13 protein-coding genes and 1 riboswitch are annotated in these 13,989 nt (G+C 64.5%); of the genes, 9 read left to right on the forward strand and 4 right to left on the reverse strand.

What is annotated here, in order from left to right; translation table 11 throughout:
• The first annotated feature begins 212 nt into the window (after positions 1-212).
• The 6 genes from ACZ899_RS17010 to rhlE2 all read left to right on the forward strand — a co-directional run bounded on the left by ACZ899_RS17010 (position 213) and on the right by rhlE2 (position 6,948).
• Positions 213-719 carry an inclusion body family protein gene (locus tag ACZ899_RS17010; protein ID WP_203648277.1) on the forward strand — a complete coding sequence of 169 codons (507 nt, stop codon included), beginning with the start codon at positions 213-215 and terminating at the stop codon, positions 717-719.
• Between the two features lie 84 nt (positions 720-803).
• Positions 804-1,313 carry a hypothetical protein gene (locus ACZ899_RS17015; RefSeq protein ID WP_234561917.1) on the forward strand — a complete coding sequence of 170 codons (510 nt, stop codon included), beginning with the start codon at positions 804-806 and terminating at the stop codon, positions 1,311-1,313.
• Positions 1,314-1,413: 100 nt separating this feature from the next.
• Positions 1,414-1,510, forward strand: a riboswitch (S-adenosyl-L-homocysteine riboswitch).
• 21 nt (positions 1,511-1,531) lie between these two features.
• Complete coding sequence (ahcY, locus tag ACZ899_RS17020; RefSeq protein WP_234561919.1) at positions 1,532-2,941, forward strand: adenosylhomocysteinase; 1,410 nt, start codon at positions 1,532-1,534, stop codon at positions 2,939-2,941.
• A 139-nt stretch (positions 2,942-3,080) separates the two neighbouring features.
• Positions 3,081-3,926 (forward strand): methylenetetrahydrofolate reductase [NAD(P)H], encoded by an 846-nt coding sequence (gene metF / locus ACZ899_RS17025; protein ID WP_203648281.1) that lies wholly within the window; start codon positions 3,081-3,083, stop codon positions 3,924-3,926.
• A 116-nt stretch (positions 3,927-4,042) separates the two neighbouring features.
• Positions 4,043-4,825 (forward strand): substrate-binding periplasmic protein, encoded by a 783-nt coding sequence (locus ACZ899_RS17030; RefSeq protein ID WP_234561921.1) that lies wholly within the window; start codon positions 4,043-4,045, stop codon positions 4,823-4,825.
• Positions 4,826-5,046: 221 nt separating this feature from the next.
• On the forward strand, positions 5,047-6,948 hold the full coding sequence (gene rhlE2 / locus ACZ899_RS17035) for an RNA helicase RhlE2 (RefSeq protein WP_234561923.1): 1,902 nt from the start codon (positions 5,047-5,049) through the stop codon (positions 6,946-6,948).
• A 96-nt stretch (positions 6,949-7,044) separates the two neighbouring features.
• Here rhlE2 and ACZ899_RS17040 read toward each other — a convergent pair whose 3' ends face one another.
• From ACZ899_RS17040 to ACZ899_RS17050, 3 genes are all read right to left on the reverse strand, one after another.
• Positions 7,045-7,623, reverse strand: a complete 579-nt coding sequence (locus ACZ899_RS17040) for a YceI family protein (RefSeq protein WP_203648287.1) — start codon at positions 7,621-7,623, stop codon at positions 7,045-7,047.
• Between the two features lie 34 nt (positions 7,624-7,657).
• Complete coding sequence (locus ACZ899_RS17045) at positions 7,658-8,209, reverse strand: cytochrome b (protein WP_069016035.1); 552 nt, start codon at positions 8,207-8,209, stop codon at positions 7,658-7,660.
• A 229-nt stretch (positions 8,210-8,438) separates the two neighbouring features.
• Complete coding sequence (locus ACZ899_RS17050) at positions 8,439-10,271, reverse strand: flavin monoamine oxidase family protein (RefSeq protein ID WP_234561925.1); 1,833 nt, start codon at positions 10,269-10,271, stop codon at positions 8,439-8,441.
• A gap of 241 nt (positions 10,272-10,512) precedes the next feature.
• On the opposite strand from ACZ899_RS17050, the gene ACZ899_RS17055 reads away from it, so the two are divergent.
• The 3 genes from ACZ899_RS17055 to ACZ899_RS17065 all read left to right on the forward strand — a co-directional run bounded on the left by ACZ899_RS17055 (position 10,513) and on the right by ACZ899_RS17065 (position 13,284).
• The gene (locus ACZ899_RS17055) at positions 10,513-10,908 is read left to right on the forward strand and encodes a hypothetical protein (protein WP_203648292.1); all 396 of its coding nucleotides are present in this window, start codon (positions 10,513-10,515) and stop codon (positions 10,906-10,908) included.
• 73 nt (positions 10,909-10,981) lie between these two features.
• The gene (locus ACZ899_RS17060; protein WP_234561927.1) at positions 10,982-12,388 is read left to right on the forward strand and encodes an adenosylmethionine--8-amino-7-oxononanoate transaminase; all 1,407 of its coding nucleotides are present in this window, start codon (positions 10,982-10,984) and stop codon (positions 12,386-12,388) included.
• 176 nt (positions 12,389-12,564) lie between these two features.
• Positions 12,565-13,284 (forward strand): 16S rRNA (uracil(1498)-N(3))-methyltransferase, encoded by a 720-nt coding sequence (locus ACZ899_RS17065; protein ID WP_203648296.1) that lies wholly within the window; start codon positions 12,565-12,567, stop codon positions 13,282-13,284.
• On the opposite strand, the gene trhA is transcribed toward ACZ899_RS17065, so the two are convergent.
• Positions 13,281-13,898: a PAQR family membrane homeostasis protein TrhA gene (gene trhA / locus ACZ899_RS17070; protein ID WP_203648298.1), complete on the reverse strand. Its 618-nt coding sequence runs from the start codon at positions 13,896-13,898 to the stop codon at positions 13,281-13,283. The two genes, ACZ899_RS17065 and trhA, sit on opposite strands and share 4 nt — an antisense overlap.
• Positions 13,899-13,989 lie beyond the last annotated feature (91 nt).

A 13,989-nucleotide genomic window follows, 5' to 3' on the forward strand; every position in this document is an offset into this window, starting at 1 on the left:
TCAGTATCCGCGCAACGTGGTTTGACACCCACCTCCACGGATCTAGCCTGACCCTGTGATCCGCAGATCACTCCAGGTGGTCGGACAACCGGAACTTGGCATACGGCGCGGCAGAACCGGCATTCGCAGGAAGCGAGGCTCCGGGCAGTGCCAGTGGAGAGCGACTGAGGCTCACCATTGACCTACTCGAAATCAGTGAAAAGGAATCCACTATGTCCAGAGTCATCGATGTCAGCATCAACTTCGACACCGAAACCATCCTCAAGAAGTTCCCCAACGCGAGCAAGGACCCGAACAAACCTACCTTCATCCCGCCGGAACACATCTACATGGTGACCTACCAGGACAACGTCATCGCCGGCCAGGCCGGGGGTGAACTGCACCTCAAAGGCCGTGTTGGCGATGTGGTCCGCTGGCGCGAACAGAGCATCTCGTTCGGCTTCGAGCAATCGGTGATCCTCTACGGATTCGTATCTGACGATCCGAGCCACCAACTGCTGGAGGATCCGCGCGCACTCAAGGCCAAGGTGCAGACTGCCGTACCGAACGCCAACAACAAGACCGTGCCAACCTGCCAGGTCAACGACAACTACTACTGGCGCGGTGACCTGCTCGCGCAAGGCAAGGTCACCTACCACTTCAAGTTCATGATCGTCGACCGTGACTGCAAGTGCTGTGGTTACTTCGAATGGGATCCGTTCATCACCATCACCAACTGACCCACGCCGAGCACCGCCGAGCCTTGGCTCGGCGGTGCGCGCCTGTACCCGGCCCCTTATTGGTGCTCAAGGAAGGAGCGCATCATGATCACGGAGAACCCCGCCCATCACGCTCTGATAATCGTCGATACTCAGGGCCTGCTCGCAGCCTTCGAGCAACTACCCAACGACCCTGCCTCCCCGGCCGAACTCAATCCCCGCCATTTTTGTACCCTGCACTCGCGCCCGGCCACGGGCGAAACGCTGCTTCTCGATACACCGGAGTTGGTCGTCGCAGCCGGGGACACCCTGCTCCTGCACATGACCCCAGTGGCGCTGCTCGGCGAGGAGATGCTGTTCAGCCACAGTCCTGCCAGCGAACCGCCGCTGGACATCGAGTTGATCGAACAGCGCAACCTGCGCCTGGCCCTTCCCGATGCCTCGGCGCCGCTGCAGCCGGCGAGTCGCGAGGTCGACACCTACCACTGGCGTATCCGCTGCGATCAGCCGGGCGAGTTCAAGCTGGCCTGGCAACTGATGGTGCTGGCACAGGACTGCGAGCCCCTGGCCCACTTCAACCTGCGCCTTGCATTGCGGACAAACGGCCGCCCCTAGTGAGTCCGTCTTTAGTGTTTAGCCCTTGGGATGCATCGAAAGCCCCGCTATAATCGCCCGGCACTTTCGACGGTGGCCCTGCGGCCACCGTTCCCGCCACCCATCCGAGGGGCGCTGCAGCAGGCTCGGCCTGTCAGGCTCGGTTGGGGCGTTGTCCGCGCAAGCGGACGCTCAACGCACAACGGCGCCCATTCGCACACTACGAATGGAGGCTCTCAATGAGCGCTGTAAACACGCCTGCTGGTTTTTCCGACTTCAAGGTCGCCGACATCTCCCTGGCCGACTGGGGCCGCAAGGAAGTCATCATCGCCGAATCGGAAATGCCGGCACTGATGGGCCTGCGCCGCAAGTACCAAGCCGAGCAACCGCTCAAGGGCGCGAAGATCATCGGCTGCATCCACATGACCATCCAGACCGCCGTGCTGATCGAGACCCTGGTCGCCCTGGGCGCCGAAGTGCGCTGGTCGTCGTGCAACATCTTCTCCACCCAGGACCAGGCCGCCGCTGCCATCGCCGCCGCCGGCATCCCGGTGTTCGCCTGGAAAGGTGAAACCGAGCAGGAGTACGAGTGGTGCATCGAGCAGACCATCCTGAAAGACGGTCAGCCATGGGACGCCAACATGGTCCTGGACGACGGCGGTGACCTGACCGAAATCCTGCACAAAAAATACCCGGCCATGCTGGACAAGATCCACGGCGTGACCGAAGAGACCACCACCGGCGTGCACCGCCTGCTCGACATGCTGGCCAAAGGCGAGCTGAAAGTCCCGGCGATCAACGTCAACGACTCGGTCACCAAGAGCAAGAACGACAACAAGTACGGCTGCCGTCACAGCCTGAACGACGCCATCAAGCGCGGTACCGACCACCTGCTGTCGGGCAAGCAGGCTTTGGTGATCGGCTACGGCGACGTGGGCAAGGGCTCGGCCCAGTCCCTGCGTCAGGAAGGCATGATCGTCAAGGTCACCGAAGTCGACCCGATCTGCGCCATGCAAGCGTGCATGGACGGCTTCGAAGTCGTCTCGCCGTTCAAGGACGGCATCAACACCGGTACCGAAGCCGGCATCAACAAGGACCTGCTGGGCCGCATCGACCTGATCGTCACCACCACCGGTAACGTCAACGTCTGCGACGCCAACATGCTCAAGGCCCTGAAGAAGCGCGCCGTGGTCTGCAACATCGGCCACTTCGACAACGAGATCGACACCGCCTTCATGCGCAAGAACTGGGCATGGGAAGAGGTCAAGCCGCAGGTGCACAAGATCCACCGCACCGGTGCTGGCGTGTTCGACCCGCAGAACGACGACTACCTGATCCTGCTGGCCGAAGGCCGCCTGGTGAACCTGGGCAACGCCACCGGTCACCCAAGCCGCATCATGGACGGCTCGTTCGCCAACCAGGTCCTGGCGCAGATCTTCCTGTTCGGGCAGAAGTTCGCCGAACTGCCAGCCGCCAAGAAGGCCGAGCGCCTGACCGTGGAAGTGCTGCCGAAGAAGCTGGACGAAGAAGTGGCCCTGGAGATGGTCCGCGGCTTCGGCGGCGTGGTCACCCAGCTGACCCCGCAGCAGGCCGAGTACATCGGTGTGACCGTCGAAGGTCCGTTCAAGCCGGACGCCTACCGCTACTAAGCAGCGGCGCCAGCGCCGGGTAATCGCCCTGGCGCTGGCTGGCAACGCGTCGAACCGATGTCCGAGCCAGGCCGGCCCCAACCGTCCTGGCTTTTATTTGCAGGTAGCCGCCCTGGGCGCGCCGCCGAAGGAACGAGAGATGTCACAAGAACGCCGCTACAGTTTCGAGTTCTTCCCCACCAAGACCGATGCCGGCCACGAGAAGCTGATGGGCGTCGCCCGCCAGCTGGCCAGCTACAACCCGGACTTCTTCTCCTGCACCTACGGTGCCGGTGGCTCGACCCGCGACCGCACGCTGAACACCGTGCTGCAGCTGGAAAGCGAAGTGAAGGTCCCGGCCGCTCCGCACCTGTCCTGCGTGGGTGACAGCAAGGACGACCTGCGCGCCCTGCTCGCCGAGTACCAGGCCGCCGGCATCAAGCGCATCGTCGCCCTGCGCGGCGACCTGCCATCCGGCATGGGTGCGGCCAGCGGCGAGCTGCGCTACGCCAGCGACCTGGTCGAGTTCATCCGCCAGGAAACCGGCAACCACTTCCACCTGGAAGTGGCCGCCTATCCTGAGATGCACCCACAGGCGCGTAACTTCGAGGCGGATCTGGCCAACTTCGTGCACAAGGTCAAGGCCGGTGCCGACAGCGCCATCACCCAGTACTTCTTCAACGCCGACAGCTATTTCTACTTCGTCGAGCGTGCGCAGCAGCTGGGCGTGGACATCCCGGTGGTGCCCGGCATCATGCCGATCACCAACTACAGCAAGCTGGCACGCTTCTCCGACGCCTGCGGCGCCGAGATCCCGCGCTGGATCCGCAAGCAGCTGGAAGCCTATGCCGACGACACCGCCAGCATCCAGGCCTTCGGCGAGGAAGTGATCACCCGCATGTGCGAACAACTGCTGCAAGGCGGCGCACCGGGCCTGCACTTCTACACGCTCAACCAGGCCGAACCGAGCCTGGCGATCTGGAACAACCTGAAGCTGCCACGCTGATGGTCGTGGACAAGGCTTTGGCGCAGGTCAAAGCCTTGTTCATTCGCGCTTGTACCGCAGGCCCCCGCGACCAGTGCTCACTGGCCTTGCACGGGCTCGCAGCGTACTCTCCCGCCATGCGCACGCTCATTCTCCCTCTCCTGCTGTTGCTGCTCGCCGGCCTGAGCCCGCTGGCCCATGCCGAACGCCTGCGCATCGTCAGCGACGACTGGGCGCCATACCTCTACCAGGAAAACGGTCAGCCCAAAGGCATCGACTACGAAGTCACCAACGAGGTGTTCAAGCGTCTGGGCGTCGAGGTGCAATGGCAGTTCCTGCCCTGGCGGCGCTGCCTGGCCATGATCGAGCAGGGCCTGGCGGACGCGGTGATGGATATTTTCCGGGTCGACTCGCGCCAGGGTTACCTGGTCTACCCGGACGAGCCCATGTCAGAAGTCGAGTTCGTCCTCTACCAGGCCCGCTCACGCCCCCACCCGGTCGAGCGCCTCGAAGACCTGGCCGGGCTGACCGTGGGCACCTCGCCTGGCTATGTCTATGACGGCAACTTCGCCGAATCGCCGCTGTTCCGCCGCGAGCCTGCGCCCAGCCACGAAGCCAACTTCGGCAAGCTGGCGCTCGGGCGCATCGACCTGCTGGTGACCGACCGCCGGGTGGGTGGCTATGTCAGCCGCCAGCTGGGCCTGGAGCAGACCGTCGAGGCGCTGCCCCTGGTGATCAGCCGCCGTCCGCAGTACCTGGGGCTGGCCCGCAAGCCCGGCCGCGAGCAGCTGGCACAGGCGTTCAGTGATGAACTGCGACGCTTCAAGCAGGAGCCGGCCTACGCGGCGATCAACGCCCGCTACCTGGGCAATCGCGATTTTCCTTTCGCCGTTGAGCAGCAGGAACGCAGCACACCCTGATTGCTCTGTTATACTCGGGCCTTCCCGCCAGGCTCACGCCCGGACGCTCGGCCTCGCAACAGGCATCTCGACCCGCAGCAGCGCACCTTGCGCGCCGCCCGCAGGCTCCAGGATGCGCCGTGAACGCCCAGCTGGACCGGACGCGATCGCATCCTTCCGATGCCCGTCGCGCCAGGCAGAACACCCCATCGGGCCCAGCCCCCACGAGAACAGGATTGCCCATGTCCTTTGCTTCCCTCGGTCTCTCCGAGGCTCTTGTCCGCGCTATCGAGGCAGCGGGCTATACCCAGCCCACTCCGGTGCAACAGCGGGCCATTCCCGCCGTGTTGCAAGGTCGCGACCTGATGGTCGCCGCCCAGACAGGTACTGGTAAAACCGGCGGCTTCGCGCTCCCCATCCTCGAGCGCCTGTTCCCAGGTGGCCACCCCGACAAATCGCAACGCCACGGCCCGCGCCAGCCGCGCGTGCTGGTGCTGACCCCGACCCGCGAGCTGGCCGCCCAGGTGCATGACAGCTTCAAGGTCTATGCCCGCGACCTGAACTTCATCAGCGCCTGCATCTTCGGCGGTGTCGGCATGAACCCGCAGGTCCAGGCCATGGCCAAGGGCGTCGACGTCCTGGTCGCCTGCCCGGGTCGTTTGCTCGACCTGGCCGGCCAGGGCAGCGTCGACCTCTCGCGGGTCGAGATCCTGGTGCTGGACGAAGCCGACCGCATGCTCGACATGGGCTTCATCCACGACGTCAAGAAAGTGCTGGCACGCCTGCCGGCCAAGCGCCAGAACCTGCTGTTCTCGGCGACTTTCTCCAAGGACATCACCGACCTCGCCGACAAGCTGCTGCACAACCCCGAGCGTATCGAGGTCACGCCGCCGAACACCACCGTCGAGCGCATCGAGCAACGCGTCTACCGCCTGCCGGCCAGCCACAAGCGTGCCCTGCTGGCGCACCTGATTACCCTGGGTGCCTGGGAACAGGTACTGGTGTTCACCCGCACCAAGCACGGCGCCAACCGCCTGGCCGAGTACCTCGAAAAGCACGGCCTGACCGCTGCGGCGATCCACGGCAACAAGAGCCAGAACGCCCGCACCAAGGCCCTGGCCGACTTCAAGGCCAATACCGTGCGCGTGCTGGTCGCCACCGACATCGCCGCCCGCGGCCTGGACATCGACCAGTTGCCCCACGTGGTCAACTTCGAGCTGCCCAATGTCGAGGAAGACTACGTTCACCGCATCGGCCGCACCGGCCGTGCCGGTCGCTCGGGCGAGGCCATCTCGATGGTCGCCCCGGACGAAGAGAAGCTGCTCAAGAGCATCGAGCGCGTCACCAAGCAGAAGATCCCGGATGGCGACCTGATGGGCTTCGACGCCTCCCAGGTCGAGGCCGAGAAGCCGGAAGTCCGCGAGCGCCAGCAGAACACTGGCCGCGGTGGCCGCAACCAGCAACCTCGCGGCGAAGGCGGCAAGGAAGGCAGTGGCGGGCGCAAGGACAAGGGCAAGGACAAAGGCCGCAACAAGCCTGCGGGCGAGAAGCAGGCCGACAAGGAAAAGGCCGGCGACAAGCAGCAACAAGGCCAGCAGCAGCGCAAACCGCGTGACAAGAAACCACGCCAGCAGCAGGCCGCACAAGGGCAGAAGGCCACCCCTTCGGCCCCCGCCAATCGCGACCCGGAAGAGTTCCTGGACGACGATGTGGATAACTTCGGCAACCGCGCCGACTACGTCAGCCCTTACCAGAACGCCAAGAACCAGGGCCGCAACCGTCGCCCGGGTGGCAATGGCGGACAAGGTCAAGGCCAACGCAGCAGCGGTGGCCAGGCGCAAGGTCAAGGCCGTGGCAATGGCCAACAGCGCCAAGGCCAGGGCTCGGGCTCGGGTGAAAAACGCCCACGCAACGGTGGTGCCAGCAATGGCGGCGCTCGTCGTGACAACAACGGTGGCCGTAACCGCCGTGACGAATCGGCTCGCCAGGAACCCGCCGTGCGCAACCCGCGTGAATCGCAAAGCGCACCGGTGATCATTCGCAAGGAATCCAAGCTCGACCGTTACCCGACGCCCGAGCAGCTGGACGACCTGCCGAGCCGCCCACGCGGTGAGCGTCCGGCGCTGCTGACCCGCAAGGGCTGAGAGCGCAATCGCGGGTCAGACCCGCGATAAGGACCGAATGAAGGCCAAACAAAAACGCCGCCCAGTGGGCGGCGTTTTTGTTTCCGGCGTAGCGAATTACTTCTGCTTCACACCTTCGACACTGATATCCAGATCCAGGGTCTGGGAGGTCGGGCCTGGGCCTTTGATCCCGAAGTCGTTCAGGTTCAGCGTGGTCTTGGCGTTGAAGCCGGCACGCTCGCCACCCCACGGGTCCTTGCCTTCACCGTTGAACACAGCCTTGAAGGTGACCGGCTTGGTCACGCCGTGCAGGGTCAGGTCGCCAGTGACGTCGGCTGTCTTCTCACCGGTCGACTTGACGCTGGTGGAGACGAACTTGGCATCGGGGTACTTCTTCACATCGAGGAAGTCTTTGCTGGCGATGTGCTTGTCACGCTCGGCGTGGTTCGACCACAGGCTGGCGGTCTTCAGGTCGACGCTGATCTTGCTGGCCTCGGGCTTGGCGCTGTCCCAGGTGAAGTTGCCGTCGAAGTCCTTGAAGGTGCCGTGGATGAAGCTGTAGCCCAGGTGGCTGATCTTCCAGTCAACGAACGCGTGCTGGCCTTCCTTGTCGATCTTGTATTCGGCGGCCATGGCCTGGCCGGCGGAGATCAGGGCGGTACCGAGCGCCAGAGCGGCAAAAGTCTTTTTCAACATCCTTACTTCCTTCCTTTGCAATTGAGGTTGAGAGTCAAGCTTTACGGCCCAGCATGCGGGTCAGGGTCGCGTCACGGTCGATGAAATGGTGCTTGAGTGCCGCCAGGGCATGCAGCACCGCGAAAATCACCAGGCCCCAGGCCAGCCACAGGTGGATCACCCCCGCGGTATCGGCCTGGTCAGGCAGGTCACTGATCAGCGCCGGCACTTCGAACAGGCCGAACACCGGAATGCCGACACCGTCGGCGGTGGAAATCAGGTAGCCGGCGACCATCACCGCGAACAGGCCCAGGTACAGCGCCAGGTGGCCCAGCTTGGCGGCCAGGCGGGTGACCTTGCCATGGTTGGCCGGCGCCGGCGGTGGCGGGCTGATGAAACGCCAGAGTACGCGCAGCAGCATGGCGGCCAGCAGCACCAGGCCGATGCTCTTGTGCAGATCGGGCCCGGTCTTGCGCCAAGGGCTGTAGTAGTCGAGACCGACCATCCACAGGCCCAGGCCGAACAGGCCGAAGACCGCCAGCGCCACGCCCCAGTGCAAGACGATGCTGACCAGGCCATAGCGGGAAGATGAGTTGCGCAGTTGCATATTGGCGTGTTTCCCCGTGAAAGCTGTGCACAAGACTAGCGCGTAACGCATCGAATAAAAGCGTAAAAAATTGCTTCGGATTATCTAAAAACCCGATATTTAGTGTGCAAGCTTCCTATTAAGGAAACATTAACGATAGTCGTTTGGTAGGAGCTTGCCACCGTCGGCAAATTTGTGGGAGCGGGCTTGCTCGCTCCCACAGGAGACAGGGCAATTGCCTGTCGAAAGATCAGCCGGCCTTGGCCTGGCTGTTGACCACTGGCTTCTTGGCCGGTTCCGACTTGGCGGTGGCCTTCTTCACCGGCGCCGGCTTGGCGGCGGGCTTGTGCGCCTGCTTGGCCGCAGGCTTGGCTGGGGCTGGCTTGGTGGCGGCCGGCTTCACCGGTTCCTCCTTGGCCACAGGCGCCGGAGCGACAGGCGCGGGGGCCGCGGCAGGCACCGGCGCAATCTCCTCGGCCTTGGCGATCGGCGCGGCCTTGACCTCTGGCTTGTCAGCACCACCGAACAGACGCGTGAAGAAGCCTGGCTTGTCCTGCCTGGCCTCCTCGACCTTCACAGGCTCCGCCTTGGCCGGGGCCTTGTCGGAGCCACCACCGAACAGGTTGGAGAAGAACCCGCCCTTGTCCTTCGCCACGACCGCGCCCGCAGCGGCTGCGGCGGCAACCGGTGCGGCCTTGGCCGGGTCGAAGGATTTGCCCGCAGCCAGGTCCTGAACCTGGCTCGCGGCGCGCTGGCCGCTGCGCAGGGCGCCTTCGAGGGTACCGGGGTAGAGCGCGTCGGTATGCTCGCCGGCAAAGGCAATGCGCTGAACCGGACGCTCCCACAGGCGCCAGTACTTGCTGATCTGCCCAGGGCCGTAGGCCAGGTAGGCGCCCCCCATACCGGCATCAGTGCTGTAACGGCGCACTTCGTAACCGGTAAAGGCGCCACGGGCCTGCGGGTAGAAGGCGTGCAAGCGGATCAGCACCTGGTCGACCATCTGCTTGTCACCGAAGGCCTGCAACAGGCGAGCATTGTCGCCGGACAGGTTGATCACCACGTTGGCGCCGCCCTTGAGCGCCGGTTCGATCCACAGCATGCCCAGGCCGGTGTTAGAGAAGATCTCGCCGGACATGCGCGCACGGCTTTCCCATACCGGGTTCTTGAACTTGAGCATCAGCTGATCGCGCCAGCCGTAGTTGGTGCCCTTCAAGGCGCCCAGGTGCTGGTTGTCCAGGCCCGGGGTCATCTGGATCTTGGCCAGGGCCCGCAGCGGCACGGCCATGACCAGGTAATCGGCCTTGTAACCCACGGCACCGACCTTGACCGTCACCCCGTCCTTGTCCTGGACGATGGCGGTGACCGGCGAGCTGGTCTTGATGGTCTTGAGCTGCTTGACGAACGCCTGGGCCAGCACCGGGCTGCCGCCCGGCAAGCGCGCGGCGCGCAGGTCGCGGTCGCTGACGTTGCGGTAGACACGGCTCTGTTGGGCGAAATACAACAGCGACAGGCGCGATGGCTCGTCGTAACGGGTGCGGATCTGCTGGTTGACCAGCTGACGGGCGGTCGCCGGCAGTTGCAGCTTGTCCAGCCAGGTGGACACGTTCATCTGGTCAAGGGCGAACAGGGTGCTGTTGGCCGCCGGGTTCAACGGGTCCTCGATGGAGCGGGCCAGGTCGTCGAGGGTCTTCTCATAACGCTTGAGGGCCTCGGCGGTGGCCGGTTGCCTGGTTGCGAGGTCGGCGGCGCTGAAATACTCCCCGTCGATCAGGTAGCCGGGGTTACGCACGAACTCCGGTGCCGGCAAGGTGCCGACCTTGAACTGCTCCAGATACTGGTTGAGCACCGGCTGGGTCTTGCTGTTGCCAATCCACTCGCTGGTGGCCAGCCCCGAACGCCCGCCCATCCCTGACTTGGCCTCGAGCAAGGTGACCTGCCAGCCCTTGCCTTGCAGCTCGTAGGCCGCGGTCAGGCCCGCCAGGCCACCACCGACGACGATCGCCGTCTTGTCCTTGGCCAGCGCGGCACCGCTGGACACCCCGATCAATACCAACGCGCACAGGCGCACCCAAGCAGCAGCCATGATGGCGAACTCCGGTTAGAGAAGCGATAGAAGAGACGGGGAAGAATGCCCCGGGAGAGATGCGTTAAGAATACGTCACCTCTGCCCACCCTGCCACCGCAGTGACATCAAGTGCTTTTGGCAACTGGTAATTTTGTCAGTAGCCGTTTGTCGCAAGGGCAGGCAGGCTTGGCTCGCACTCCAGAATCAGGCCGGAGAAACAGCGGTGATCTACACGGAAGATTTTGCCAGGTGGCAGCCCTTGGCACCGATGCCGGAAATCACCTGGCGCACCCCCACGGGCCTGAGCATCATCTCCAATGGCACCGCCTACAGTTCGCGCTACCAGACCGACGAAGGGCGTAGCGGTACGGAACTGGTCGTCCGAGGCCAGTGCGATATCGAGATCATCTTCGGCCAGACGGTCGATTGCCTGCTGCTCGAAGTGGAGATCAATACGCTAGGCAGCGCCGTTTCGACCGCCTACTGGCTGACCTTACGCGACCATGACTACACCGAGTTCATGCCCGGTCCCGCCACGCTCGGCTCCTTCTGGCACGACGTGCCCGGCCCCCTGGATCGCCTGGTCCTCTCCACCCTGCCGCTGTGCACCGTGCACATACGCCAGCTGGAATGGCGCCCGGCCTGGCGTCACTGAGCGGTTGTCCTGCCTTCCGGCATTGCTTAGGCTTACGCGGTCAAACCGAGCCGTAACGCCAGGAGAAGTGCCCATGGGCCTCAACGAACAGTGGATGCAACGCGACCTCAAGGTCCTGTGGCACCCCTGCACCCAGATGAAAGACCACGAGCAGCTGCCGCTGATCCCGATCCGCCGCGGCGAGGGCGTGTGGCTCGAGGACTTTGAGGGCAAGCGCTACCTGGACGCGGTCAGCTCCTGGTGGGTCAATGTGTTCGGCCATGCCAACCCGCGCATCAACCAGCGCATCAAGGACCAGGTCGACCAGCTCGAGCACGTGATCCTCGCCGGTTTCAGCCACCAGCCGGCGATCGAGCTGTCCGAACGCCTGGTGGCGATGACACCGGCCGGCCTGGAGCGGGTGTTCTACGCCGACAATGGCTCCTCCTGCATCGAAGTGGCGCTGAAGATGAGCTACCACTATTGGCAGAACATCGGCAAACCGCAGAAAAAACGCTTCGTCACCCTGACCAACAGCTACCACGGCGAGACCATCGCGGCGATGTCGGTGGGTGACGTGCCGCTGTTCACCGAGACCTACAAGGCGCTGCTGCTGGACACCATCAAGGTGCCGAGCCCGGACTGCTACCTGCGCCCCGAAGGCATGGGCTGGGAGGCGCATTCGCGAAACATGTTCGCGGCCATGGAACAGACCTTGGCCGAACATCACGCCAGCATCGCCGCAGTCATCGTCGAGCCGCTGATCCAGGGTGCCGGCGGCATGCGCATGTACCACCCGGTGTACCTCAAACTGCTGCGCGAGGCCTGCGACCGCTACGAGGTGCACCTGATCCACGACGAGATCGCCGTGGGCTTCGGCCGCACCGGCACGATGTTCGCCTGCGAACAGGCCGGCATCCGCCCGGACTTCCTGTGCCTGTCCAAGGCCCTGACCGGCGGCTACCTGCCCCTGGCCGCCTGCCTGACCACAGACAAGGTGTACCAGGCCTTTTACGACGACTACTCGACCCTGCGCGCCTTCCTCCACTCGCACAGCTACACGGGCAACCCGCTGGCCTGCGCCGCAGCCCTGGCGACCCTGGACATCTTCGCGCAGGACAACGTCATCGAGGCCAACAAGGCCCTGTCGGTGCGCATGGCCAGCGCCACCGCGCACCTGGCCGATCACGCCCATGTCGCCGAGATCCGCCAGACCGGCATGGCCCTGGCCATCGAGATGGTCCAGGACAAGGCCGGCAAAGTCGCCTACCCCTGGCAGGAGCGCCGTGGCCTGAAGGTCTTCGAGCATGCCCTGAGCCGGGGCGCGCTGCTGCGTCCGCTGGGCAGCGTGGTGTACTTCCTGCCGCCCTACGTGATCACCCCGGAGCAGATCGACTTCCTGGCCGAGGTGGCCAGCGAAGGGATCGACATTGCCACCCGCGATAGCGTCAGCGTGGCGGTGCCGGCCGACTTCCACCCCGATTTCCGCGATCCGGGCTAGGCCCCAAGCCTTCACACGGCCCCCTGTAGGAGCGGCCTTGTGTCGCGAAAGGGCTGCGCAGCAGCCCCAGGTTTTCAGCTTCGCAGCAGAAATTGCCGGGGCCGCTTTGCGGCCCTATCGCGACACAAGGCCGCTCCTACAGGGACGTTGCCCCCATTCAGATTCCGAGTAGAACCATGAGACTCTCCCGCTTCTTCATCGACGCCCCGCTTGGCCTCGGCGAGCACGAGCTCCCCGAAGCCCAGGCCCACTATATCGGCCGCGTGCTGCGCATGGCCGCCGGCGACGCCGTGCAGCTGTTCGACGGCAGCGGCCAGGAATACCTCGGCCAACTGCTAGAGGTGGGCAAGAAAAGCGTACGCGTCAGCCTCGACCAGGCCCTCCCCGGCCAGGCCGACTCGCCGCTGCACATTCACCTCGGCCAGGGCCTGTCCCGCGGCGAGCGCATGGACTGGGCGATCCAGAAGGCCACCGAATTGGGCGTCAACGAAATCACCCCGATCGTCAGCGAACGCTGCGAAGTACGCCTGAAGGACGAGCGCGCCGACAAGCGCCTGGCCCACTGGCGCCAGGTGGCGATCAGTGCCTGCGAACAGTGCGGCCGCTCGACCCTGCCGGTGATCCACCCGCCGGTCACCCTGGCCGAATGGCTCAAGGGCACCGAGGCCGACCTCAAGCTGGTGCTGCACCCGGTGGCCGAGCCGCTGACCAGCCATGAAAAACCAGCGAAGCTGGCCTTCCTGATCGGCCCGGAGGGGGGCCTCAGCGACGCGGAAGTCGAACAGGCCAAGGCCAGCAACTACCACGCCGCCCGCCTTGGCCCTCGCGTACTGCGCACCGAGACCGCGCCGGTAGTGGCGCTGTCGGTGGCGCAGCAGTTGTGGGGCGACTTCTAGGACACGTAGAAGAACACCGCGACGAAGTGCATCAGGCTGCCGGCGATGACGAACAGGTGCCAGATGCCATGCCAGTGGCGGAACCGGCTGTCGAAGGCAAAGAAAATGATGCCGACGGTGTAGAACACGCCGCCGGCCGCCAGCCAGGCAAAGCCGGCGCCGCCCAGGCTGTGCAGCAGCGGCTTGACCGCCACCAGCACGATCCAGCCCATCAGCGCGTAGATGACGATCGACAGGATCCGCGCCTCCGAGCGCGGCTTGATCTCCTGCAACATGCCGACCAACGCCAGCCCCCAGACCACCCCGAACAGGCTCCAGCCCCAGGGCCCGCGCAGGCTGACCAGGCAGAAGGGCGTGTAGCTGCCGGCGATCAGCAGGTAGATCGACAGGTGGTCGAGCTTGCGCATGATGCGCTTCGCCCGCCCGCGAGTGCTGTGGTAGAGGGTAGAGATGCTGTAGAGCAACAGCAGGGTGAAGCCGTAGATGGAGAAACTGACGATCTTCCAGGGATCACCCTGCAGACCGGCCACGACAATCAGCCAGACCGCGCCAATGCAGGCCAGGACCGCACCGACCAGGTGGGTCCAGGCGTTGAAACGTTCACCATGGTACATGCAAGCAAAGACCTCGCTACGCCGCTCGGGTTCCTGAAAGGCCGTTCCCACACCTTGTCGTGGGAGCGGGCTTGCCCCGCGATAGGGCCCG

The sequence above is a fragment of the Pseudomonas sp. TE31087 genome, from assembly GCF_057284075.1.